Genomic DNA, 23,535 nt, shown 5'->3' with positions numbered 1-23,535 from the left:
TGCGATCCCTTCCAGAAGACTAGGTATAGACCTGGCAATCTTACCACCTCATGACCCATATCCGGGTCAGGTGCGTACCATGGTCGGCGACCACCGACACCGCAGTAGAAGGAAAGCCTGTCCATGCCCCGTCCCGCCCGTCCCGTTCACTCCGCCACCGTGACCGGTTCCTCCCGGATTTCCCGCGACATGGTGCGCGTCACGCTCGCGTGCGACTCCCTGCCCTACGCCGACCTGGAGCACACCGACCATTACGTGAAGCTGCTCTTCCCGCCGGAGGGGGCGTCCTACAGCTGGCCGTTCGACCCGGCGCAGGTACGCGAGGAGCTGCCGCGGGAGGAGTGGCCGGTGACGCGGACGTACACGCTGCGTTCCTGGGACGCCGGGGCACAGACCGTGGACATCGACTTCGTCTCCCACGGTGACTCAGGCCTGGCCGGACCGTGGGCGGACGCCGCCCGTCCGGGCGACGGCATCGGGTTCATGGGCCCCGGCGGCGCGTGGCACCCCGAGGGGGAGCACGTCGTCTTCGCCGGCGACGAAGCCGCCGCCCCGGCGATCTTCGCCGGTATCGAGGCGTTGCCGCAGGACGTCACGGCGGAGGCGTGGGTCGAGGTGTCGGACGCCGACGCGCACCTGCCCGCCCCGTCGCACCCGGGGACGACGATCCACTGGGTCGAGCGCGACGGCGCGACGCACGGCACGGAACTGGTCCGCGCCGTCGTCGCGGCGGGTGTACCGTCCGGCGAGACCCGGTGGTTCATCCACGGGGTGGCGGAGATGATCCGTGACCTGCGCCGTCACCTGTTCGTGGACAGCGGTGTCCCGAAGTCGGACGTCTCGATCTCCGGCTACTGGCGTCTCGGAATGGTCGAGGACGAGTGGCAGGCGAGCAAGCGGGAGTTCACCGAGGAGATCGAGGCGGACGAGGCTCAGGCGGCGGCGAACAGGTAGTCGCGCTGTTCCGGTGCGATGTCACCGGTACGACGTCCCGTGACGTGCATGAGGGCGACGGTGTGGTCGCCGGCGTCGAACTCCTGGTAGAGCCGGGCGGTGAGGTGCACCGCCGCGCCGTCGACGACGCCCGCACCATCCTCCGAGGACAGTGAGTGGGCGATGTTCGCCACTCCGATGGTCTGCAGCGGGTTGAGCACGGAGATGCCCAGACGGGGGGCGGTGCGCAGCTGGCGCCAGGTGAGGTCGTCAGAGGGGATGCGCACGGAGACGAGTCCGGGGGCCAGGCTCTCGTCGAAGTAGGAGTCGATGACCACGCACATCATGGTGCCGTTGACCTCTGCTGCCAGGACGGCCAGGGGAAGACGGGGTGCGGACACGGTGTCCGTGGGTGCTGTGATCATGGTGACCAGTAGACCAGTCTGTCTGCAAAAACGCAAGGGCCGCAATGCACCTGGAAGTCATTTGCGCAGGTCACACCATGAATATTATGCAGACCGAGCGGTCTATATTGCGGGTGCCCCCACTTCTGCCCCGCTGGAAGCTTATTCGAACACACTGTTGACCGTGTCCATGGGGTCAGGTAGAGTGTTCACCAACAAAGGAAAATACCTCCGGATCGCAGTTCGGGACAAGGGGTGGGGACCATGGCAGTTGACCTGGTGGAGATGCCGACGGACGCTGAACTACTGGTGTATCCCATCAACAGGGCCGAGATGACCCTAGTCGCCCACCTGTCCACCGTCGCCGCCGACCAACGCCACAGTACCGCACTGGCCCGCCGGGGACGGGGTCGCGGTGAAGCACGTCGTTTCGCTCACTCTGGCGAACGGGCGGTTCGTATGCCTGATCTCTTCACCATCGCCGGTGAGGACGGCCGGCTCAGCCTCGAACACCTGGATCTCGTGTGGTTGATCATCAACCGCCATCTCCGCCACCTCCCGTCCCGGGAGGCTGAGCCGGTACGCCGGGCACTGGACCTCGCCGTCGAGTGCGCGGTCGTCGAGTGGATCGACGGCATCACCTACCCCTCCCCCGTCCCACTTGAGGCCCTCGGGGATCTCGTCGAGGAGGTGATTCTCGCCCTGGACTCCGATCTCGTCACCGAGACCGAGGAGTTCGAGACCGGCCAGGCCCGCGTCTTCCGGCGGGACAACCGCATCGTGCTCGACTGCGGCAGCAAGGCGACCGCCACCCGCGTATGGGACGCCGTCAACAACGCCGGCTGGAAGATACTCCAGGACCTGAAGGAGACCACCGAGATCCCGGACGTCCGGGAAACCCTGTCAGCATGCCGTGCCAAGGTCATTCTCGAAGCACTCGGAGACGGGGCGAATAACATCACTGTGACGGTAAACCTCTACCGTCTGACCCAGGACGACCACACCGGCTACGGCCCCGGATTCATCCCCGGAGTCGGCTGGGTGTCCACCGCGGCGGCCGGGATGCTGGAGTCCCGGGCGTACTCCCCCCGACTCCTGACCGGAACCCTCGACCCGGTGGAGGCCTACACGTTTCCCGTGAAACACAAGGCGGCGATCATGGGGCGGGATTCGCACTGCCGCTTCCCCAACTGCACGGTGCCCGCATCCCAGTGCCAGTTCGACCACATCGAGAACAGTCCGCACACGGACCCCACGAGCAACGGTCCCACCTCCGTGGCGAAGGGCCAGCTACTCTGCCGCCACCACCACAAGTTGAAGACGCAGAGACGGTGGTCGTGCTCCACCGAGGACGACGGGGTCACCATCCACTGGATCGGCCCGGCCAACGACCACTACACCACCACCGCCGGCGGACCGGTCCTGAGAATCAGATCTGACTGACCGAGGATATGAGCTCGGTGACCTGGCGGCGAAGATCCACGATCTCCGGATTCGTCGACAGTTCCCGAAGGCGTGCCTGGATGGTTTCACGTGGAACATCTGCGTCCACATCCACCCGCAGCGATTCAGGGACCGCGACTTCCTCCAACACCCTGCCCGGACCTCCCGCCATCACGATCACCCGATGGCCCAACAAGAGCGCCTCCTCGACACTGTGCGTCACGAAGACGACGGAGGGAAACGCCGTGGCCCACACACGCAGTAGCTCAGCCTGCAACTGCTCGCGGGTGAAGGGATCCAGTGCGCCGAAAGGCTCATCCATCAACACATGCTCCGGTCCAGCCGCCAGAACCCGCGCAATCTGGGCTCGCTGCTGCATGCCACCGGACAGTTCATGAGGCAGACGATCGGCGGCATCCTCGAGACCGACGAGTGCGAGCAACTCATCGGCACGCGCGGACTGCTCCTCACTTCCTGAGTACCGGTGGGCCAGCCTCGTGTTCTCCCGCACGGAGTACCACGGGAACAACGTCGGCTGCTGGAAGACCACTGCCCTCTCCGTGCCCGGTCCACCGATCTTGCTCCCGTCGACCTCCACCAGCCCGGAACTCGGCTCCAGGAAGCCAGCCAGCAGTCGCAGCAACGTCGACTTCCCGCAGCCGGACGGCCCCACGAGGCAGACGATCTCGCCGTCCTCGAAGCGCAGCGAGATGTCACGCAGCGCCTCGACCTCTCCCCCACTCTGCGTCCGGTAGATCTCACCGACACTCTTCAACTCGATCATTTGCCGTCCTCCCACAGGTCTGTGCGGACCACGTCGGAGTAGTCCTGCTTCGCACTCGGTATGTCGCCCTGCTCCACGAGGAACTGCGCGGTGGAATGCAAGGCCTCGGCGACGTCGCCGAGGTATTCACTCTGCTCGTCCCCGCGGATGAACCGCTGACCGTCCACCTGGAGCTCCGCCGCCTCCTCGTCCATCCCGGACGCGGTGGCGTTCACCGACACGAAGTCATCCAGCTCCCCGGTCCGGTCGGCGATCCAGGACTCCAGTTCCAGCCATGTCGACAAGAGCTCCGGATTCGCCTCGGACCACGGGTTGGACGCCAGGGACACGTTGTAGGTCGCATGGCCCGCCGCCTGCTCCTCGGAGTCAGTGAGCACCGTACCGGGGGTCGTTCCACCGGTGCCGTCCTTCAACTCCTGCAAGGTCGGATCCCACACGTAGGCGGCGTCGATCCGGTCGGACTTCCACGCTGCGGGCAGCTTGTCCGGGGAGATGTTGGTGATCTCCACGTCCCGGGACGGGTCGAGTCCGGCGTCGATGAGAGCGTTGAGGAGCGAGTAGTGCGCCGGCGACGAGAAGGGTACGGCGATGCGGGCACCCTTCAGGTCCTTGATCGAGCTGGCGTCCTTCGCCACCAGAGCCTCGGTCGTTCCGATCACCGAGTTCGCCTGGACCACCGACACGTCCAGATCGAGCGGTTCACTGAGCGCCTTCGTGGTGGGGGTCGAACCCAGTGCGGCGAGGTCCACTGAACCGGCCGCGAAGCCCTGGACGATGTCCTGACCCGTCGGATAGCGTGTCCAGTCGATCTCCGCGTTCGGCAGGCACGCCTCGGCGAGACCCGTCGCCTCCGTGTAGAGGTCCGTGGCCGGACCGCCGAGGTAGCCGACGCGGACCGACCCGGAGGCCTCGGAAGGTTTCACGGGACACGTCGCGTCCTCTCCCCTGTCCTCCCATTCGCTCGCCGGCGGGCCCACACATCCGGCCACGGACGTGAGGAGGACCGCCGCGCACAGCGCGGCCGTTCTGCGGATGGTCACTGTTTTGTCCTCCAGGGTGAGTACCGGGCTTCGACGGCCAGGAGTAGTTTGTCCACGATCAGTGCCGCGACACCGATGACGATGATGCAGGCGATCGTCAGAGAGGTGTCGAGCTGGGTGCCCGAGATGTAGGCGAGCCCGCCGATGCCGGGAATACCGTCGTTCATCTCCGCAGCGACGATGGCGGACCAACACAGTCCGGCGGCCACGCGGGAGCCGCTGATGATCTCCGGGAGGGCGGCCGGCAGCAGCACGGTGCGGAACACCTGCACCCGGGAAGCGCCCAGCGACGTCGCCGCACGGATCCAGTCCTGGCGCACACCGGTGACGCCGAGCAGGGTGGCGACGGCCACGGTCGGGAATGCCGCGAGGAAGAGGAGGATCACCTTCGACTGGTCGCCGATCCCGAACCACACGATCAGCAGACCGATGTAACCCAGTGGCGGCAGCGCCCGGAGGAAGGAGAGGTACGGCTCCACGACACTGCGAACCGTCGCATTGGAACCGAGCCACCATCCCAGCAGGACACCAACGACGATTCCGGCGGTGAGGCCCACCGCGATACGTTGCAAGGTGGCGAGGAGATGCTGCCAGAGGAAGTAGTCCTGAACTCCACAGGTGCTTGTGCATAAGTTCGTGTCGACGAGTTGCCGGGCAACGTCGTCGGGGCCGGGCAGCAGGACCGGGTCGATTCCCGTGAAACGTGCGATAAGCCACCAGACGGCGAGAACTCCGGCGAATGTCAGGAGATGGAGAGGTAACCTCCTCATGCATCGAAATTCGTCACAGTGACGCCTCGGGCCCGGATGGCGGGGACGACCCCCTCCCCCACCTGATAGGCCTCCTCGAGATGCGGAACCCCGGAGAGGACGAAGTGGGACACACCGACGGCGCGGTAGTCGTCGATCCGCTCGGCGATCTCCTCGTAGGAACCGACGAGTGCCGTGCCGGCCCCGCCACGCACCAGACCGATCCCCGCCCACAGGTTCGGGGAGACCTCCAACGTCCGGGCGTCCTGCCCCGGGGCGAAGTCTGCGCCGCGGCCATGGAGCTCACTCATGCGCCGCTGCCCCTCGGACTGTGAGGTCGCGAGTCCCTCCTGTGCGGTACGCACACGTTCCGGATCCAGGGAGTCGAAGAGTCGCTGAGCCACCGACCACGCCTCCTCGGCGGTCGGCCGGGCGATCACATGGAGGCGCACACCGTACTCCAGCGTCCGCCCGTGGGCGGAGGCCCGTTCACGGACGCGCTCCAACTTCTCGCCCACCTGCTCCGGTGGTTCGCCCCAGGTGAGGTAGACGTCCGAACGTTTCGCCGCCACCTCGATCCCCTCGGGTGAGGACCCGCCGAAGTAGACGGGCGGTACCACCTCGGGACGCTGCTTCAGTGCCGCGTCGTCCACACTGAGATGTTTCCCGTGAAACGTCAACGGTTCATCGGACGTCCAGAGGTGGTCGGCGACGGCGAGGGTCTCGTCGGCGATGCCGTAGCGCTCCGCCTTGGTGGTGTAGTCGCCGAAGGCGCGTTGTTCGGAGTCCTCTCCCCCGACCACCACGTTGAGCAGCAGGCGTCCACCGGACAGCTCCTGGTAGGTCGCGGCCTGGTGCGCAGTGAGCGAGGGCCCGATGAGGCCCGGTCGGATGGCCACGAGGAACTTCAGACGGCTGGTGGTGGCCAACAGGGCCGCGGTAGTCACCCAGGCGTCCTGGCACCACCGACCGGTCGGGGTGAGCACGGACTCGAAGCCGTTGCGCTCGGCAGCGTGAGCCACCTCGGAGAGGTACTCCAGGTCGGCGGGTCGCTCGCCGCGTTCCGGGCCGGCACCGTGCCCGCCACCCACGATGTTCCGGGAATCGCCCGAGGTCGGCAGAAACCAGTGCAGTGTGATGTTCTGTGTCATGACCGCTGAGTAGACCATCCTGTCTGCAGCCACGGCGAACGTTTTGCTCAGCACGAATTAATAGACCGATCGGTCTGTCTTTTCAGCGTGATCTGAATTACGCTGAATGCCATGACCACCGTCCAACTCTCCCCGACTGCGCACTTCACCGCCCCTGCCACCGGCCCGGCGAAGTGCCTCCACCAGATCCGCACGTCCCCGGGAATCACCCGTGGACGCCTCCACGCGGACCTCGGCATGTCGCAGCCCACGGTCACACGCCACGTCAGCGCCCTCATCGACGCCGGGCTGGTCGAACAGGTCTCCCCCACCAGCGGCGGCGGAGTCGGACGTCCCGGCTCCACGCTGCAGCCCGACGGGCGCGACCTCACCGCGCTCGGCGCCCACGTGGGCCTGCGCAGCACTCAGCTGGTCGCCGTCGACGGCGTGGGCCGTCCCCTCCGCAAGCGGACGCTGCGGCTCCCGGTCGCCGAACTCAGCCCGGAGGACGCCATGGAGGCCGTGCACCACGCCCTGATGACACTGGGGCGGGACTTCCCCACCCCGGTCAGCCTCGGCATCGCCTTCTCCGCCCACGTGGACTACGCCGGACGCATCACCTCACCGTCCTACGGCTGGCAGGACGTCGACCCCGTCGCGCAGCTCGACACCGACATCCCCGTCGCAGTGTCCACCGGTGTCGGCGCGATGGCCGGCTCCGAGCTCAGCAGTTCCCCCCTCGCCCTCAGCCGCGACCCCCTGGCCTCCACGTTGTACGTCTACGCCCGCGAGCTCGTCGGACACGCGTGGATCGTGGGCAGTGCCGTGCACCAGCCGTACACGGGCTCGGCGCCGTCGGCGTTCAACGACATCGCCGCGTCCGGCAGTTTCTCTGACCGCCACGGGCACCCGTTGGGGTCGACAGCGGTGCTGGACGTCGCCCGGCGGCGCGGCCTGAACATCTCCACGGTGCCCGACCTGGTCGCGCTGGCCGAACGCAACCCCGTGGGCCGGGAGGTCCTGGACGAACGCGCCACGCTGCTCTCCCGGATCATCTCACTGGCCGTCGACGTGGTCGACCCGTCCACCGTGGTCTTCGCCGGAGAGACGTTCACCGCCGACCCGGGCACCGTGCGCATCATCGCCGAGGGGCTGCGCGGGACGGGACGCCAGCTCAGCATCCAGCGCGCCGGCGACGGCATCCTCTCGCGCGCCGCCGCGGTCACCGCCCTGCACCGCCTGTGGCAGGACCCGCTGGCCGCCCAGAGCGCCTAGAGCGCAGCGACGAAGCGCTCGAGGCGCTCGGCGACGTCATGCGGCTCCCGCGCCCACCGGTTGTGCCCGAGCGTGCCGGGGAACTCCTCCACCTGCGCCGGAAGCAGCTCCGCCAGCGCCTCGCAGGACGCGAGGGTGCAGTACGTGTCGTCGCTGTAGCGGGTGAGCAGCACGGGGACGTCCACGGTGCGCATCGCCGCCATGTAGTCCAGGTCGGCGCCACGCAGGTCGCGCAGCTGGTTGCTCCGCCCGAACCGGGCCCACTCCCCGATGTGGACGCCGGACTGGCGACCGTAGTTCGTGACGTCGAGGCGTCCGTCCGGCCAGTAGCCGAGCAGGCGGCTGACGCCCTCCATGAGGTAGCCGCCGAAGTGCAGGCGTGAGCGCTCGGGATTGTCGAACGTCCGGTAGTACGGCGAACCGCTGCCGACACCGAACATGCCGGTCACGTTGAGTTCGCGGGCCTCCGGGCGGGCCAGGAACAGCGATCCGATCTGTCCGCCCATCGAGTGCGTCAGCAGGACGGTGGGGTGCTCGACCGGCAGGCCGAGCGCCTCCTTCGCCGCGCGGATCGTCCGCGGGTAGTCGCCGGACGCCATGTCGTGGTAGCCCCAGCTCGCCGTCCGGCTCGCATGGGCGGTGCTGTCACCCTGGCCGCGCAGCTCGCCGACGGCGACGGGGAATCCGCGTGCCGCCAGGTCCTCGGCGATGGGGCGGTAGTAGCGTGCACCCATGCCGAGACCCGGCCAGACCATGACCAGGGCTCGGTCTGCACCGGGGAACAGCCGCACCGGGGAGGTGCTGCCGTCGGGCATCGCGACGTCAGACATCGAGGAACCGGACGTCCTTGGCGTTGCGGGTGATGAAGCTGCGGCGGGCGACGACGTCGTCGCCCATGAGGATGCTGAAGGTCTCGTCGGCGCTGGCGGCGTCCTCCAGGGTGACCTTCTTCAGGATGCGGTCGGTGGGGTCCATGGTGGTCTCCCACAGCTCCTTGGCGTTCATCTCGCCGAGGCCCTTGTAGCGCTGGATGCCGTCGTCCTTGTTGATCTTGCGGCCGTTGGCCAGGCCCTCCTGCAGCTGCCCGTCGCGCTCGGCGTCGGAGAAGGCGAAGCCGGGCTCGCCCTTGCCCCACTTCAGCTTGTACAGCGGCGGCTGCGCGAGGTACACGTGGCCCTCCTCGACGAGCGGGCGCATGAAGCGGAAGAGCAGGGTGAGCAGCAGCGTGGCGATGTGCTGGCCGTCCACGTCGGCGTCGGCCATCAGGACGATCTTGTGGTAGCGCAACTTCGTGATGTCGAACTCGTCGTGGATGCCGGTGCCCAGGGCGGTGATGATCGCCTGGACCTCGTTGTTCTTCAGCACCTTGTCCAGGCGTGCCTTCTCCACGTTGAGGATCTTGCCGCGCAACGGGAGGATCGCCTGGTACATCGAGTCGCGGCCGGACTTCGCCGAGCCGCCGGCGGAGTCGCCCTCCACGATGTAGAGCTCGGACTTCACCGGGTCCTTGGACCGGCAGTCGGCCAGCTTGCCGGGCAGTCCGCCGACGTCGGTGGCGGACTTGCGGCGCACCAGGTCGCGGGCCTTACGTGCGGCGTCGCGGGCCTGGGCGGAGGAGACGGCCTTGTTGATGATGGCCTTCGCCTCGGCCGGGTTCGCGTCGAACCAGCCGGAGACGTGCTCGTTGACCATCTTCTGCACGAAGCTCTTGATCTCGGTGTTGCCGAGCTTCGTCTTGGTCTGGCCCTCGAACTGCGGGTCGCCGACACGCACGGAGATCACCGCGGCGAGGCCCTCACGGCAGTCGTCGCCGGAGAGCTTGGTGTCCTTCTCCTTGAGCAGCTTGTGGTCGCGGGCGTACTTGTTCATCAGGTACGTCAGCGCGGCGCGGAAGCCCTCCTCGTGGGTGCCTCCCTCGATGGTGTTGATGGTGTTGGCGAAGGTGTGGACCGACTGGGAGTAGCCGGAGTTCCACTGCATCGCGATCTCGACCTCGTGGTCCTCGCCCTCGGCGTCGAAGCCGACGATGGAGGGGTGGATCGCGGTCTTCGTCCGGTTGAGGTGCGTGACGTAGTCCTTGAGGCCGTCCGGGTAGTGGAAGACCTTCTTGCGCTCCTTGGGGACGGGACGGTTGTCCTCGTCCGGCTTCGGTGCGGCGGCGTCCTCCACGGACTCCGCGGCGACCTCGGCCTCCACGTCCTGCTCGATGACCTTGACCCGCTCGTCGGTGAGCGTGATGGTCAGGCCCTTGTTCAGGAAGGCCATCTCCTGGAGTCGACGCGAGACCGTCTCGAAGTTGTAGTCGGTGGTCTCGAAGATGTCCGGGTCGGCCCAGAAACGCTGCCGGGTACCGGTGCCGCGGGCCTTCTTGACCTGCTCCAGTTCCTCGGGGACGGCGTGGTCGAACACCTGGCGCCACATGACGCCGTCGCGCGTGATCTGGGTCTCGACACGGGTCGACAGGGCGTTGACCACGGAGATGCCCACACCGTGCAGACCGCCGGAGACCGCGTAGGCCTGGGAGTCGAACTTACCGCCGGCGTGGAGCTCGGTCATCACGACCTGGACGGTGGGACGCCCGGTGGGGTGCATCTCCACGGGGATGCCGCGGCCGTTGTCCGTGACCTCCACGGAGCCGTCGTCGTGGAGGATGACCTCGACGTGGGTGGCGAAGCCGGCCATGGCCTCGTCCACGGAGTTGTCCACGACCTCCCAGATCAGGTGGTGCAGCCCTCGCTCACCGGTGGAGCCGATGTACATGCCGGGGCGCTTGCGGACAGCCTCCAGGCCCTCGAGGATGGTGATGGAGTCCGCGCCGTACTCTCCGTTGGCGGGGGTGTTCTCGGCGGGGATGTTATCGGCCTCGGCCACAGTCGCTTCAGCTCCTTCTCGGCAAATGGGTTAACCCCCACATTGTACCAGGTGAAAGGGCTCAGCCGTAGGTGTCCCGGGGGCCGCGTCCCTTCACGTGCAGCGGCCCGTGACGCCAGCTCGGGGCCTTCGGCCCGTAGATCTTGAGCTCCGCGACGACGTCCGGCCCGATGCGTGCCGCGATGGTCTTCAGGATCGTCGACTGCATCAGCCGCAGGTTCGTGGCCCAGGCCGTGGAGTCGCTCTCCACGTGCAGCTGACGCTTCTTCTCGTTGTACATCACCACGTGGGTGTGCCGGCCGATGTTCTCACCGACGATCTCGGGCCAGGCGCTGCGCAACGACCCTGCGGCGAAGTTGCGTCCCCAGCCGTTGCGCTTGATCTCGCGCTGCACCAGTTCGCTGAACTCGCCAGGGTCGCGGTAACTGCGGTCGAGGCGTCCGTCGTAGCGGGTCTTCATCGTGCGGGGACGACGCCCCTTGCGCCGGACAGGACGCCCGGGGCGTCCTGCCGCGGCGCGCAGCATCTCCATGCGCTCGGCGACGGGGTCACGCTCGGGCCCGGACTCGTCTCCGGTACCCTGCTCACTCACCGTCGAGCTCCGAGACCCGGCCGTCGTCGGTGTCGTGGGCGACGACGGTGTGCACCGCGGCGACCGAGCGCAGGTCGGCGGGGATGTCGTCCCCCACCGCCGCGGTGATGAGCACCTGCTCGGCCTCGGCGGCGAGGTCTACGAGGGCGGCCCGGCGGTGGCGGTCGAGTTCGGCGAAGACGTCGTCGAGGATCACGACGGGTTCCGTCCCGTCGGCGCGGTGCATGCGGTGCGCGGCGAGGCGCAGGGTGAGCGCGAAGGACCAGGACTCGCCGTGGCTGGCGAAGCCCTTCGCCGGTTGCGTGCCGAGCACGAGGGTGAGGTCGTCGCGGTGCGGGCCGGTCAGTGTGGTGCCGCGTTCGATCTCCGCGTCGCGTCGTCGGGCGAAGCCCTCCAGCAGGACGGCTTCCGCGACGTCCGGGTCGAGCAGTTGCGGACTGCCCGGCTCACCGAGGTCGACGCTGGTGGCGTAGGAGATGAGCGCAGGACGCGACCCGGGTGCGAGACGCGCGTAGGTCTCGCGCACGTGCGGTTCCAGGTCGTGGACGAGCTGCGCGCGGGCCGACATGATCTGGCCGCCGAGGGCGGCCAGGCGTGCGTCCCACACGTCGAGGGTGGGCAGGGTGTCGGAGTCGACGCCGTGGCGCAGCAGCGCGTTGCGCTGCTTGAGCGCCTTGTCGTAGTCCGTGCGGACGCCGGCGAGGCGCGGGTAGCGCGCGACCATGGTCTGGTCGAGGAAGGCGCGGCGCTGCTCGGGTTCCCCTCGCACCAGGGCGAGGTCCTCGGGGGCGAACAACGTGGTCCGCACGATGCCGGCGATGCCCCGCTGGTTCTTGACCTGCGTCCGGTTCACCGCCGCCTGGTTCGCCCCACGGGCGTTGAGGACGAGGTGGGCGGTGAGTTCGCGTCCGTGGTTCACCGCGGTGGCCGACAGACGGGCGGAGTCGCACCCCTCGCGGACGAGGGCGGCGTCCGAGCTGACGCGGTGGGAGCCCTGGTGGGCGAGGTAGCCGACGGCCTCGACGATGTTGGTCTTGCCGTTGCCGTTGGGGCCGGTGAAGACGGTGACCCCGGGGGTCAGCTCCAGGTCGAGCTGGCGCCACGACCGGAAGTCACCCAGGTGGAGCGAGCGGATGTACATCCGGTCAGCCCGGCAGGCGGACAGGCATCAGCAGGTAGGTGAAGGAGCTCTCCGGGGTGGGGAAGGTTCCGTCGGCGGAGGCCTCCGGCAGCTCGTCCGGCTCGGGGACGAGCACGGCGGAACGGGACGCCTGGTTGAAGCCGAAGACCACCCGGTCGGTGTGCACCGAGCCGAGGCCGTCCTTCAGGTACCCGGGGTGGAAGGCAATGACCAGGGGCTCGCCGGCGAAGGCGCAGGGCAGCTGTTCCTTGGCGACACCCAGGTCGCTGCCGCCGGCGGACAGGGTGAGGGTGCCTTCCTCGAAGTCCATCTTCACCGGGGAGTTGCCGTCGGTGACCAGGGAGACGCGGCGGATGGCGTCCAGCAGCGGCGCGATCTCCACGCTGGCCAGGGAGGTGTGGGTCTTCGGGAACAGCGACCGGAACTTCGGGAAGTCGGAGTCGATGAGCCGGGTGGTGGTCTTGCGGTCCGAGGTGGAGATGCCCAGCAGGCGGCCACCCTCCTGGTCCAGGGCGATCTCGACGGGCTCGCCGGTGGAGTCCAGTGAACGTGCGGTCTCGGCGAGGGTGCGTGCCGGGATGAGCAGCTCTGCGGAGATGTCGGCCCGGGCCGGGACCCAGTCCAGGGTGCGCACGGCGAAGCGGAAGCGGTCGGTGGCGGCGAGGACCAGGTGCTCGCCGTCGATCTCCATCCGAATACCGGTCAGCATGGGCAGGGTGTCGTCCCGGCTGGAGGCGATGGCGACCTGGCTGATGACCTCGGTGAACAGGTGCGGGTCCAGGGATCCGGCGACCTGCGGGAAGTCAGGGAGGACGGGGTAGTCGTCGATGGTCATGGCGGGGAGCTCGAAGTGCGAGCTGCCGCAGTTGACCAGGACCTTGGTGCCGTCGTAGTCCAGGCGGACGGGCTTGTCCGGGAGGGCGCCGATGATGTTGGACGCCAGACGTCCGGCGACGAGGACCTTGCCGGGCTCGGAGACGTCCGCCGAGACGCGGACCTTGGTGGAGACCTCACGGTCGAAGCCGGAGAGCTGGAGGCCGTCGTCGGTGGCCTCGATGAGCACGCCCCGGAGGATCGGCTGTGAGGCCTTGCTCGGCAAGGTGCGAGCGACCCAGGCCAGTGCCGAGGAGAAGTCGTCCTTGGACACGGTGAAACTGACGGACGGGTGGTCCACGCCTGGGATCCTTTCGCTGATGCGGGAGCTTGGTGAATCTAGGTCGTAACCCTAGCCGACACCGAGGTCGGACGGTACCGGTGCACACCTCCTCCGCCGGAGTCCCGGCGGACCGGTCGGTGAGGTTTGTGCACACCGGTTATTTCTTCTTTGAATTCTCCATGGATGGAACCGGTAGAAGCAGTAGGGGCTGTGCAGACTGTGGAGGAACGGCCGGCGGGGCGGTCGAGCGCTGGTCGGGGCCGTGGGCGACATTGTTGTAAGTTGTTCACAGCCGGTGGATGAATCTGTGGATAACTGTGGGTGGTTGTGGATAACTTTCCGTGGGTGTGAGTTGTCCACACTGGCCGCACCGCCACTCCCCCGCCCTGCGGCGGTTATCCACAGGAGCGACCTGGGGATTTGCGGAGACGTCGTTTCAAGGATGGCTCTCTGACCTGCGAAATGATAAGAGTGTAAGTCCCAGGTCGCGGAAAGTAACCGCAGGTGGAGGGACTCCCGAAAACGCCCGCGGGACCACGAATGTGATCAAGGTCACTGAATTACAAGACTGTAATTACACTGCTGTGGACAAGGCTGTGGAAACTGTGCACAACTTCCGTCCCCGGCTGGTGACGGGCCGACGGAGCTGTGTACTACTGCCTCGCGCGGGACTTGATGCGCTGGGTGAGCTCCTGGATCTGCTGGAAGGTCTTGCGGTCCTCCTGGATGGACTTACGGATCTTGCGCTCCGCGTACATCGCCGTGGTGTGGTCACGGCCACCGAAGACCTTGCCGATCTGGGGCAGCGAGAGCTCCGTGAGCTCACGGCACAGGTACATGGCGAACTGGCGCGCGGTGACCAGGCGGCGCACCTTGCCTTTACCCACCATTTCGTCGACGGTCACGTCGAAGTACCCGGTGATCACCTCGATGATGATCTGTGGGGTGATCTCCACGTCCTTGGGGTCCGGCATGATGTCGCGCAGCGCGATCTCGGCGGCCTGGCGGGTCACCGGCTCCTTGCTGAGTGAGCAGTAGGCGGTGACGCGGATCATCGCGCCCTCGAGCTCGCGGATGGAGGTCTCGTACCGGCTGGCGATGAGCTCCAGGACGTCGTCCGGCAGATAGGTCCCCTCCATCTGCGCCTTCTTGGAGAGGATCGCCATGCGGGTCTCCAGGTCAGGGGTCTGCACGTCGGTGATCAGCCCGCCCTCGAAGCGGGTGCGCAGGCGGTCCTCCAGCGTGGTCAACTGCTTCGGCGGGCGGTCGGAGGACAGCACGATCTGCCGGTGGTTCTGCTGCAGAGCGTTGAAGGTGTGGAAGAACTCCTCCTGGGTGCTCTCCTTGCCCTGGAGGAACTGGATGTCGTCCACGATCAGCATGTCGAGGTTGCGGTAGTGGCGCTTGAACTGCTCACCCCGGCCGTCACGCAGGGCGTTGACGAACTCGTTCGTCATCTCCTCACTGGAGATGTACCGCACCTTCATCCCGTGGCGCAGTTCCCGGGCGTAGTGGCCGATGGCGTGGAGCAGGTGGGTCTTCCCCAGGCCGGACTCCCCCCAGATGAACAGCGGGTTGTAGGCGTAGGCGGGTTTCTCGGCGACCGCGCGGCAGGCGGCGTTGGCGAACTGGTTGGACGACCCGGTGACGAAGGTGTCGAAGGTGTACTGGGGGTTCAGCCGGTTCTCGGTGGCGTCGTCCTGCGCCTTCTTCGGTGCCTCCGGCACCGTCTCCTTGCGCGCGGGGACCTGTCGCTGCTGGTAGCCGCCGCCGGTGAGGTCCTCCCAGTGCTGTCGCTGACGCTCGGGGGACGGCTCGGGGGACGGCTCGGGTGCCGGCGCCGGTGCTGGCGTGGGCGTGGCCTCGGCCTCCGTGACGGACTCGTCGACACTGAGGGACAACGAGACGCTGTGTCCGAGCTCCTCCTCCAGGACGTCGCAGATCAGACCGGAGAGGTTGTTCTCGGTCTCGGTGCGCGCCCACTTCGACGGGGTCTTCAGCACGGCGATGCCGTCGACCACGATCACGGGGCTGAGTTGGCGCAGCAGACTACGCGACCGGGAGCTCAAACGCGGGAATTCTGCGGAGTCCTCGTCGGCGTTGATCCACCTGTCGAGGAGTGAGCCCCAGACCTCCTTGAAGTCCACAGCATCGGGCATGGCGGGTCACCTTTCGGCGGGTGGGTCGGGTCTCGGAGTTCGCTTCGTGTTCATACGCAGGAATCTGACGTTCATGTGCACAACACCGTAGTGGCGGTGGCCTGCGTATCCACAGCGTTGTACACACCTGTGGATAACTCTGTCCTGCTAGTTGTCAACAGGTTACTGCAGTGCTGTGGACAACCCCAACATGTGTACACAGATCGCGTTGACCTGCGGGAACAGGGGTAAATCTACAGTCGAGGGTTCGGGGGTGGATAAAGTTGTCCACAGCCCCTCCCCGTGAACTGCAAGGATTCACAGCGACCTGGCAGTTCTCCTGTGGACAACCTTGTGCACCTTGCGCGGCGCCGTTCGATGTGCGTGTCCGTTGTTTGGGAGCTTGACCTGCACCGGGCCGGAGGTTGAATGACACGCCTGTGATGGACCGGGATTTTGATTTACCGGGCCGAGCACGTAGGCTCGTCACCGTCTTCGAGTGTCACTGAACCCGGATTCCGGCGTCTCTGGCACTCACCCCCGTCATAGAACGGATGGATGGCCCGGGATCACATGATCCTGTCCGGTCTTCCGACCCACCAGACCGCAGTCGCGGTGGATGGGCCGGGCCCGGTTCGCGGAGCGGACCGAACCCGGCCGACCGCGGCGTTGAACAAAGAAGGAGTGAGTACCGTGGCCAAGGGCAAGCGTACTTTCCAGCCCAACAACCGTCGTCGTTCGCGTAAGCACGGTTTCCGTGCCCGCATGAGCACCCGCGCCGGCCGCGCTATTGTGTCGGCCCGTCGTCGTAAGGGCCGTGACAGCGTCACCGCGTAACGCGTCGCGACACACGAACCACCACCGTGCTTCCCCCGGAACACCGGCTCCGGTCGACCTCACTCTTCGGTGAGACCGTCCGTCGAGGTCGGAAGAAGGGATCCCGCACGGTGGTGGTTTATTTGTATGCCCGGACGGACCAGGTGGTGACCGGCGGTCCCCGGATGGGCCTCGTGGTCTCCAAGGCCGTCGGCAACGCCGTCACGCGGCACGCCGTGTCGCGCCGGCTCCGGCACGTCACCGCCGACCTGCTCGGGGACGTCCCCCTGGAGCCGTGGCACACACTGGTGATCCGGGCGCTGCCCGCCTCGGGGGACGCCACGTCCGCGGAGTTGGCTTCTGATGTGCGACGAGCACTCCGACGCCTCACCGACTGACGCCTGGGACGTGTCCCGTGGGCGGGCACGGACGTTGCGCCGGTTCGTTCTGGGTTACCAGAACCATGTTTCACCCCTTAAACTGGGACCGTCCTGCCGTTTTGAGCCGTCGTGCAGCGCCTACTCGCTGATAGCCTTTTCTCGTCATGGCGTGGTGAAGGGTTTTTTGCTCAGCGTTGCCCGCCTCGCCAAATGCGGTCCCTGGCACCCCGGCGGCTGGGATCCGGTTCCCCCGCTCCGGTCACGGCCACGCAGGTGACCGTCCCCCTACAACAAGGAGATTGCACCACAAGTGCTTGACTTCATCTACTACCCCATCTCGGCGGTGTTGTGGTTCTGGCACAAAGTCTTCGGCTTTGTACTGAGTCCCGACTCCGGCCTGTCCTGGGCCCTGGCGATCATCTTCCTGGTCGTCACGATCCGCGGCCTCCTCGTCCGACCCACGATCAAGCAGCTACGCTCCAGTCGCAAGATGCAGGAGATGCAGCCCCGGATGCAGGAGATCCGGAAGAAGTACGCCAAGGACCAGCAGACGCAGGCCCTGGAGATGCGCAAGCTCCAGAAGGAGATGGGCGTCAACCCGCTGGCGAGCTGCCTGCCGATGCTGGTGCAGATCCCGATCTTCATCGGTCTGTTCCACGTGCTGCGGTCCTTCAACCGCACCGGCAGCGGCATGGGCCAGGGCGACGCCATGACGATCGAGCAGACGAGGAACACCCCGAACTACTTCTTCGGTGTGGACGAGGTCCAGTCCTTCCTGGACGCCCGTCTCTTCGGTACCCCGCTCTCCGCGTTCATCACCATGGAGAAGGACTCCTACGGTGCGTTCTCCGATGACGGAAACGTGGACTTCGCCCAGTGGAACATCGTCATCGTGGTGCTCCCGCTGATGCTCATCGCCTCGGTGCTCATGCACTTCAACGCCCGCATGTCGATGGACCGGCAGAAGAAGCGTCAGGCTGCGCAGCCGAAGAAGAAGAACGCGACTGCGCAGGAAGACATGATGCAGAACCAGATGATGATGATGCAGAAGCTCATGCTCTGGGTCATGCCGGTGATGATGTTCGCCGGTGGCTTCCTCTGGCAGGTCGGTCTCGCCGTGTACATGGCCGCGAACACCACCTGGATGTACGTCCAGCAGCGTCTCGTGTTCAACAAGATGGACCGCGAAGAGGAGGAGGAGAAGGCCGCCAAGATCGAGGCGAAGCGCTCCACCGCCCCCAAGCCCGGCGCCAAGCCGAAGAACCAGAAGAAGCGCGACGGGAACTAGTTCCCGCCCCGCCCGGCCCCGCTCCCTCCTCGAGGGTGCGGGGTCTTTTTCATGTCCGGGCGCTCGCTACACTGGGGGTGTGAGCCAGTCAGATGAGAAACTCCCGTCCAGTGACGTCCCCTCCCCTCCCCCGGAGGCGGAGGCGGTCTTCGGTGACCGCCTCGGCCTCGCCGTCGACTACGCCGGCTGGCTGGGCGATGCAGGTGTCGTCCGCGGCCTCATCGGCCCGCGTGAGGTCGGACGGCTCTGGGACCGCCACATCCTCAACAGTGCCGTTCTCGCGGAGGTCATCGACAACGGTCAGCGTGTCGTCGACGTCGGCTCCGGGGCGGGGCTGCCGGGTATCCCCCTGGCGATCGCGCGGCCCGATCTGCGGGTGCAGCTCGTCGAACCTCTTCTGCGTCGGGTGACCTTCCTGAACGAGGTCGTTGACGCGCTCGGACTGGAGAACGTCGAGGTCTTCCGCGGACGCGCTGAGGAGAAGGATATCCGCAAGGCCGTCGGTGGCGCCGATGTCGTCACCTCCCGCGCGGTGGCGCCGGTCGGCCGACTGATCAACTGGTCGCTGCCGTTGGCGCGCGTGGGAGGTCACGTGAAGGCCCTGAAGGGCTCCTCTGCGGGCGAGGAGCTCGTACGGGACGCCAAGGACCTCACACGGGCTGGAGGATCGCCTGGAGAGGTCCTGGAGGTCGGTTCCGAGGCTCTGGGGAACCCCACTTTCGTGGTGGCCGTCGAACGCCTACGCTGAATCACAACGATGTGATTCACCCCGGGGTTTCACGTGAAACCTCCGTTGTTACACGGACCCGGGGAGACTAAACTGACTGTGCAGGGTGATCCGCACAGTGTTTCACGTGAAACCCGCTCCGCCGCACCGCCCACTCCGTCATGCAAAGGAAGTACATGATTCCTCCCGAATGGGATGACACCCCTATCGCCGACGCGGCACGTCGCGCTGCGCGAATCCAGAACCCGGAGCGACTGTCCCTCCCCCGCCCGCCTCGGACGCGGCGGATCACGATCGCGAACCAGAAGGGCGGCGTCGGCAAAACCACCTCGGCAGTGAACCTTGCATGGGCTCTGGCGCTGCACGGGATGAAGGTTCTCGTGGTCGACCTCGACCCCCAGGGGAACTCGTCCACGGCCTGCGGGGCGGAGCACCGGATGGGCACACCCTCCAGCTATGAATTGCTCATCGGCGAGAAGTCGGCTTCCGAAGTGACCCAGCAGAATTCGGAGAACGAGAACCTCTTCTGCATCCCGGCCACGATCGACCTCGCCGGCGCGGAGATTGAACTGGTCTCCATGGTTCGACGGGAATACCGTCTCAGCGACGCGCTCAGCTCCGACTACCTGGCGAGCCAGGGATACGACTACGTCTTCATCGACTGTCCGCCGTCGCTCGGCCTGCTGACCATCAATGCGATGAACACGGTGTCCGAGGTCCTGATCCCCATCCAGTGCGAGTACTACGCCCTGGAAGGTGTCGGGCAGCTGCTCAACAACATCTCCATGATCAGGGAGCACCTGAACCCGGAGATCCACGTGTCCGCCGTCCTGCTCACCATGTACGACGCACGCACGAAGCTCTCGGAGCAGGTTGCCGGAGAGGTGCGCAACCACTTCGGCAGCGCTGTCTTGGACAACCAGATTCCCCGCAGCGTGAAGGTCTCCGAGGCTCCGGGCTACGGCAAGACCGTCCTCCAGTACGATCCGGGCTCCCGTGGGGCATTGGCCTACTTCGATGGCGCCGTGGAGTTCGCGAAACGTGGCGATTACCTCCCCCTCCCCGAGACCGCCCCGATCGGTGTGGCACCTGAATTCCGGACAGGAAGCAACAACTGATGTCAGAGAAGAAGCCGACCCTCCCCCAGCTCCCCCAGACCGAGACCCAACGAGGTGGCCTCGGCCGTGGTCTCGCCGCCCTCATCCCCACCAGTCCGTCGAAGCCGCGCCTCGGTGCCGGTGCGGCGGACGTGATCCTCGGTCCAGCCAGACAGCGTCCGAACGGTCCCGCGGACCAGCGTCACAGTGACGTAAAGGCCGAAGGGTCGAGTAAGGGCGCAGAGACCCCCCAGGAAAGTGTCGAGAGCGTCGGCGCGACCTATCAGGAACTGCCCCTCAACTCGATCACGCGGAACCAGAAGAACCCGCGAGAGAACTTCGAGGAGGAGCCCCTCAACGAACTCGTTCACTCGATCAAGGAGTTCGGCCTCCTCCAGCCGGTCGTCGTCCGTCCGCTCGGGAAGTCCTCCTATGAGTTGATCATGGGCGAGCGTCGTCTGCGTGCGTCCAAGCTCGCCGGTCTTGAGGTCATCCCCGCCATCGTCCGGGAGACCGACGACCAGGACATGCTCCGCGATGCCCTGCTGGAGAATATCCACCGGGTGCAGCTGAATCCCTTGGAGGAGGCGAACGCCTACCAGCAGCTGCTGGAGGAGTTCGATGTGACCCAGGCGGAGCTCGCCCGGCGGCTGGGGCGCTCCCGTCCGCTCATCACGAACATGATCCGCCTCCTGCAGCTCCCGGTCGGTGCCCAGCGAAAGGTTGCCGCCGGCGTGCTGAGCGCGGGCCACGCCCGGGCGCTCCTCGGCGTCAAGGCAGGTCACGAGGCCCAGGACCGCCTCGCCGAGCGCATCATCGCCGAGGGGCTCAGCGTGCGTGCCACCGAGGAAGCCGTCGTCCTGCTGAACCGTGGGGACGAGGTGGCCCCGAAAACCGCCCGCGCGCCGCGGGAGCAGCCTCAGGCGGTCACGCAGTGGGCCTCCTCCGCTGCAGACGCGCTGGACACACGGGTCACCGTGCAGATGGGTGCGAAGAAGGGAAAGATCGTCGTCGAGTTCGGCGACGAGGAGGACTTCTCCCGCATCACGGAACTGCTGAAGCTCCCGAAGGAGAGCTGACAGCGAAAGGTTTCACGTGAAACCTCGCCGGGTTACGCCGTAGCCCGGCGACCCAGGCGTCCGCGCGGTAGAATCGCCATCGACGAAGGAGGACATCGGTGGAGATCAGGTACAGCGCTCTGCGTCACGACAGCGGTGACGTGGTGGCGCCTTCTGCAGGTGGGGATATGTTCTGGGAGCTCTCACCGACGGTGACGAGCCCCGATTCGGCATTCGACAAGCAGATGTGGATACAGTCCGTCCTCTACCGCTGGGGTACCTGCGGCTACACCGCATTCGTCGGGACCGGGGACGAGGGCAGTGGCGAGCGGCCGGCCGCGACGGCGTTCTTCGCTCCCCCACCGAACTTCCCGGGCTCCGCGGCGATGCCCTCGGGGCCGGTCTCCGGGGACGCCATCCAGATCTCCACCGTCTTCGTGGAGCCGCCCTACATGGGCCTCTACCTGGAGCACAGTCTCATCGACACGATCCTTACCGAGGCGGAGCGCCGCGGCGTGGCTGCTGTCGAGGCCTACGGGCGCAATGACGAGGACGGGGCTCCGTCCGGTTACTTCCCGGAGGGCTACCACGGGTGGGAGGACCGCCCCGACGGTCCGGACGCCGACCTCGAGGCTGCGCCGGTGCTTTCCGCGGACATCCTCGAACAGCAGGGGTTCACCATCGTGGGCAAGCACCCCCGCTTCCCCCGGTACCGTAAGAAGCTCGCGGAGGGATCGTCCCTGTTCAGCAACTACGCGACCGACGCGCATGAGCTCATGAACGACAGAGGACCGCTGAGCACGGTGCTCGGCGGTCAGAAGGCCTGAATCACATCGCTGTGATTCAGGCCAGTTTCTCGGCCTCCAGGACGTCGGAGAACCGGAAGGTGCCGGTCGGAGCGGTGTCCGCGTCCAACAGGTAGAGCCGCTTCACCGCCACCACGAGGGCCTCGGCGATGGTGTCCCGGTTGTCCGGGTCGGTCAGCACCGCGACGTCGCCGTCGTTGGTGAGGTAGCCGGCCACGAACTGCACCGCCGGCATCTTCGTCATGCGCAAGAGGTCCCAGGTCCGTCGGTGGGCCCGGCAGTTCGTCAGCGGGGTGCGCGCGGTGACCTCACGCTGGATGAAGCCGGAGAGCTTCTCCCCCGTCACCGACGACGAGCCGGCCTCCGAACCGAAGTAGAACGAGGCGGCACCGTTGGCCAGCGCATTCGGGTACACGTCCGCACGCAACGAGATCACGAGGTCCGCGCCGAAGGCGTTGGCCAGGGAGGCGCGATCCAGGCTCGAGGGGTTACCGCTGCGCGGACGCGAGAGGATCGTCTCCATGCCCGCGGCGATCATCCGGCCCTCGGTACGGGTCGCCAGGTCCCAGAGGATCTCCTCCTCCGTGATGGTGCCGTACGGACCGCTCACGGTGCGTCCTGACACGTCCCCACCCAGACCCGGGTCGATGACGATGCGTTTGCCGGTCAGCTGCGGGCCGGCGGCGCGGATCTGCTCCTTCTCGCGCAGCGCCTGCGGAGACCCGCCGGTGATGCGCCGGCCCAGGTAGCTCAGCGCGCGCAGGGTGACGGGGCCGCAGACACCGTCGTTGGTGAGCCCGTAGTTGAGCTGGTACTTGCGGACCGCGTCGTGGGTGTGCGGCCCGAACTGCCCGTCCACACGGTCGGTGTAGAAACCGAGGTCGTGCAGCTGCCCCTGGAGCTCGGCTACGTCGTCACCGACGAAGAAATGCCCCGGGGGCTGCAGGGACAGCACACGGGCCCCGAGCGTGTAGGAGGCCTCCCTCAGCGCCCGCAGGGTGCCGTCGGTGATGTGTCCGTCGGCGATGATGCCGCGCCCCTGCTGGAACGCACGCAGGGCGATGTCCATGTGTGCGTCGAAGACCTCGTCCTCGGCGGTCCACCGCTGTCCGGCGTCCCCGGAGGTGTCCCCGGTGAATCCGTCGATGAAACCGAGCCGGGCGAGCGTTCCGCGGACCTCGGCCACACGTGGGCTCCGGTCGCCCATCTTCAGTGAACTACGGTGCACGTCATCCTCTCGTTGCCGGCTCAGGTCGGTTGTGGTTGATGGAGGTCACGCCGAGACGAGCGCGTCGAGAGCCTCGGAGAGGTCGGCCTCGGACTGGCGGCCGTGGAGCTCCACGACCTTGCGGCCTTCGTGGTAGATGAACAGGGCGGGGATCGACATCACCTGGAACATGGCCGCCAGGCCGCGTTCCTCCTCCACGTTCACCTTCGCCACGGTCACCGAGTCGCCGTACTTGTCGGCGATGTTGTTCAGCGCAGGTTCCATCTGGATGCACGGCTGGCACCAGCCCGCCCAGAAGTCCACGAGGACGGGGACGTCCGACTCGATGACGGTACTGCGGAACGTGTCCTGGGTGACGGTCACGGGGTCAGCCATGGTCGCAATCTCCTGGGGGTGGTGGGAGCTAGAGTGTCCACACCACAATACCCGCGGGAGTAGCAGCGCGGAAACATGCGCTGAACAGTCACGGAGCGGTCACG

Annotated in this window: 24 protein-coding genes; 11 read left to right on the top strand and 13 right to left on the bottom strand. The window is 66.7% G+C overall.

The features are described 5' to 3' along the window. Positions 1-123: 123 nt before the first annotated feature. Positions 124-954, top strand: a complete 831-nt coding sequence (locus ACT3TD_RS01925; RefSeq protein ID WP_301442183.1) for a siderophore-interacting protein — start codon at positions 124-126, stop codon at positions 952-954. On the opposite strand, the gene ACT3TD_RS01920 is transcribed toward ACT3TD_RS01925, so the two are convergent. Then, positions 933-1,358, bottom strand: a complete 426-nt coding sequence (locus ACT3TD_RS01920) for a flavin reductase (protein ID WP_301442184.1) — start codon at positions 1,356-1,358, stop codon at positions 933-935. The two genes, ACT3TD_RS01925 and ACT3TD_RS01920, sit on opposite strands and share 22 nt — an antisense overlap. A 438-nt stretch (positions 1,359-1,796) precedes the next feature. On the opposite strand from ACT3TD_RS01920, the gene ACT3TD_RS01915 reads away from it, so the two are divergent. Further along, a complete protein-coding gene (locus ACT3TD_RS01915) occupies positions 1,797-2,780 on the top strand; it encodes an HNH endonuclease signature motif containing protein (protein WP_301442185.1) in 984 nt (327 codons plus the stop codon). Here ACT3TD_RS01915 and ACT3TD_RS01910 read toward each other — a convergent pair. From ACT3TD_RS01910 to ACT3TD_RS01895, 4 genes are all read right to left on the bottom strand, one after another. Then, a complete protein-coding gene (locus ACT3TD_RS01910) occupies positions 2,767-3,564 on the bottom strand; it encodes an ABC transporter ATP-binding protein (protein ID WP_301442186.1) in 798 nt (265 codons plus the stop codon). The two genes, ACT3TD_RS01915 and ACT3TD_RS01910, sit on opposite strands and share 14 nt — an antisense overlap. Further along, complete coding sequence (locus ACT3TD_RS01905; RefSeq protein WP_441578826.1) at positions 3,561-4,487, bottom strand: taurine ABC transporter substrate-binding protein; 927 nt, start codon at positions 4,485-4,487, stop codon at positions 3,561-3,563. Before ACT3TD_RS01905 ends, ACT3TD_RS01910 begins: the two co-directional genes overlap by 4 nt. Positions 4,488-4,600: 113 nt before the next feature. Continuing rightward, positions 4,601-5,374, bottom strand: coding sequence for an ABC transporter permease (locus ACT3TD_RS01900; RefSeq protein ID WP_301442188.1), 774 nt, complete (start codon positions 5,372-5,374; stop codon positions 4,601-4,603). Then, on the bottom strand, positions 5,371-6,504 hold the full coding sequence (locus tag ACT3TD_RS01895) for an LLM class flavin-dependent oxidoreductase (protein ID WP_301442189.1): 1,134 nt from the start codon (positions 6,502-6,504) through the stop codon (positions 5,371-5,373). Before ACT3TD_RS01895 ends, ACT3TD_RS01900 begins: the two co-directional genes overlap by 4 nt. 111 nt (positions 6,505-6,615) lie before the next feature. On the opposite strand from ACT3TD_RS01895, the gene ACT3TD_RS01890 reads away from it, so the two are divergent. After that, positions 6,616-7,758 carry an ArsR family transcriptional regulator gene (locus tag ACT3TD_RS01890; protein WP_441578827.1) on the top strand — a complete coding sequence of 381 codons (1,143 nt, stop codon included), beginning with the start codon at positions 6,616-6,618 and terminating at the stop codon, positions 7,756-7,758. On the opposite strand, the gene ACT3TD_RS01885 is transcribed toward ACT3TD_RS01890, so the two are convergent. The 6 genes from ACT3TD_RS01885 to dnaA form a co-directional block, all read right to left on the bottom strand. Further along, a complete protein-coding gene (locus tag ACT3TD_RS01885) occupies positions 7,755-8,588 on the bottom strand; it encodes an alpha/beta fold hydrolase (RefSeq protein ID WP_301442191.1) in 834 nt (277 codons plus the stop codon). The two genes, ACT3TD_RS01890 and ACT3TD_RS01885, sit on opposite strands and share 4 nt — an antisense overlap. Then, positions 8,581-10,629, bottom strand: a complete 2,049-nt coding sequence (gene gyrB, locus ACT3TD_RS01880) for a DNA topoisomerase (ATP-hydrolyzing) subunit B (RefSeq protein WP_301442192.1) — start codon at positions 10,627-10,629, stop codon at positions 8,581-8,583. Before gyrB ends, ACT3TD_RS01885 begins: the two co-directional genes overlap by 8 nt. 61 nt (positions 10,630-10,690) lie before the next feature. Next, positions 10,691-11,161 (bottom strand): DciA family protein, encoded by a 471-nt coding sequence (locus ACT3TD_RS01875; RefSeq protein WP_301442201.1) that lies wholly within the window; start codon positions 11,159-11,161, stop codon positions 10,691-10,693. 52 nt (positions 11,162-11,213) lie between these two features. Beyond that, complete coding sequence (gene recF / locus ACT3TD_RS01870; protein ID WP_301442193.1) at positions 11,214-12,362, bottom strand: DNA replication/repair protein RecF; 1,149 nt, start codon at positions 12,360-12,362, stop codon at positions 11,214-11,216. Positions 12,363-12,366: 4 nt separating this feature from the next. After that, the gene (gene dnaN, locus ACT3TD_RS01865) at positions 12,367-13,536 is read right to left on the bottom strand and encodes a DNA polymerase III subunit beta (RefSeq protein WP_301442194.1); all 1,170 of its coding nucleotides are present in this window, start codon (positions 13,534-13,536) and stop codon (positions 12,367-12,369) included. A 635-nt stretch (positions 13,537-14,171) separates the two neighbouring features. Further along, the gene (gene dnaA, locus ACT3TD_RS01860; RefSeq protein ID WP_441578828.1) at positions 14,172-15,677 is read right to left on the bottom strand and encodes a chromosomal replication initiator protein DnaA; all 1,506 of its coding nucleotides are present in this window, start codon (positions 15,675-15,677) and stop codon (positions 14,172-14,174) included. 672 nt (positions 15,678-16,349) lie between these two features. Here dnaA and rpmH point away from each other — a divergent pair. From rpmH to ACT3TD_RS01820, 8 genes are all read left to right on the top strand, one after another. Beyond that, entirely contained in the window at positions 16,350-16,493 is a 144-nt protein-coding gene (rpmH, locus tag ACT3TD_RS01855; protein WP_075811958.1) for a 50S ribosomal protein L34, read from the top strand. Between the two features lie 26 nt (positions 16,494-16,519). After that, entirely contained in the window at positions 16,520-16,870 is a 351-nt protein-coding gene (gene rnpA / locus ACT3TD_RS01850; RefSeq protein ID WP_301442196.1) for a ribonuclease P protein component, read from the top strand. Then, entirely contained in the window at positions 16,836-17,129 is a 294-nt protein-coding gene (gene yidD / locus ACT3TD_RS01845) for a membrane protein insertion efficiency factor YidD (RefSeq protein WP_301442197.1), read from the top strand. The genes rnpA and yidD overlap by 35 nt, the downstream gene beginning before the upstream one ends. A gap of 33 nt (positions 17,130-17,162) precedes the next feature. Further along, positions 17,163-18,140, top strand: a complete 978-nt coding sequence (gene yidC, locus ACT3TD_RS01840) for a membrane protein insertase YidC (RefSeq protein WP_301442198.1) — start codon at positions 17,163-17,165, stop codon at positions 18,138-18,140. Between the two features lie 79 nt (positions 18,141-18,219). After that, the gene (gene rsmG / locus ACT3TD_RS01835) at positions 18,220-18,888 is read left to right on the top strand and encodes a 16S rRNA (guanine(527)-N(7))-methyltransferase RsmG (protein WP_301442199.1); all 669 of its coding nucleotides are present in this window, start codon (positions 18,220-18,222) and stop codon (positions 18,886-18,888) included. A gap of 155 nt (positions 18,889-19,043) precedes the next feature. Continuing rightward, positions 19,044-19,985, top strand: coding sequence for a ParA family protein (locus ACT3TD_RS01830; protein WP_301442200.1), 942 nt, complete (start codon positions 19,044-19,046; stop codon positions 19,983-19,985). Next, a complete protein-coding gene (locus tag ACT3TD_RS01825; protein WP_441578829.1) occupies positions 19,985-21,043 on the top strand; it encodes a ParB/RepB/Spo0J family partition protein in 1,059 nt (352 codons plus the stop codon). The genes ACT3TD_RS01830 and ACT3TD_RS01825 overlap by 1 nt, the downstream gene beginning before the upstream one ends. 98 nt (positions 21,044-21,141) lie before the next feature. Continuing rightward, positions 21,142-21,849: a hypothetical protein gene (locus ACT3TD_RS01820; RefSeq protein WP_441578830.1), complete on the top strand. Its 708-nt coding sequence runs from the start codon at positions 21,142-21,144 to the stop codon at positions 21,847-21,849. 16 nt (positions 21,850-21,865) lie between these two features. Here ACT3TD_RS01820 and ACT3TD_RS01815 read toward each other — a convergent pair whose 3' ends face one another. Together ACT3TD_RS01815 and ACT3TD_RS01810 are read right to left on the bottom strand one after the other, a co-directional pair. After that, positions 21,866-23,035, bottom strand: coding sequence for an N-acetylmuramoyl-L-alanine amidase (locus ACT3TD_RS01815; RefSeq protein ID WP_301442284.1), 1,170 nt, complete (start codon positions 23,033-23,035; stop codon positions 21,866-21,868). 66 nt (positions 23,036-23,101) lie between these two features. Next, positions 23,102-23,431 carry a thioredoxin family protein gene (locus ACT3TD_RS01810; RefSeq protein WP_301442271.1) on the bottom strand — a complete coding sequence of 110 codons (330 nt, stop codon included), beginning with the start codon at positions 23,429-23,431 and terminating at the stop codon, positions 23,102-23,104. Between the last annotated feature and the right edge of the window lie 104 nt (positions 23,432-23,535).

This window comes from Corynebacterium sp. AOP36-E1-14 (genome assembly GCF_052377495.1).
GTDB lineage: Bacteria > Actinomycetota > Actinomycetes > Mycobacteriales > Mycobacteriaceae > Corynebacterium.
Note: the sequence above shows the minus strand (reverse complement) of the source record. Positions and strands in the feature narration are given on the sequence as shown.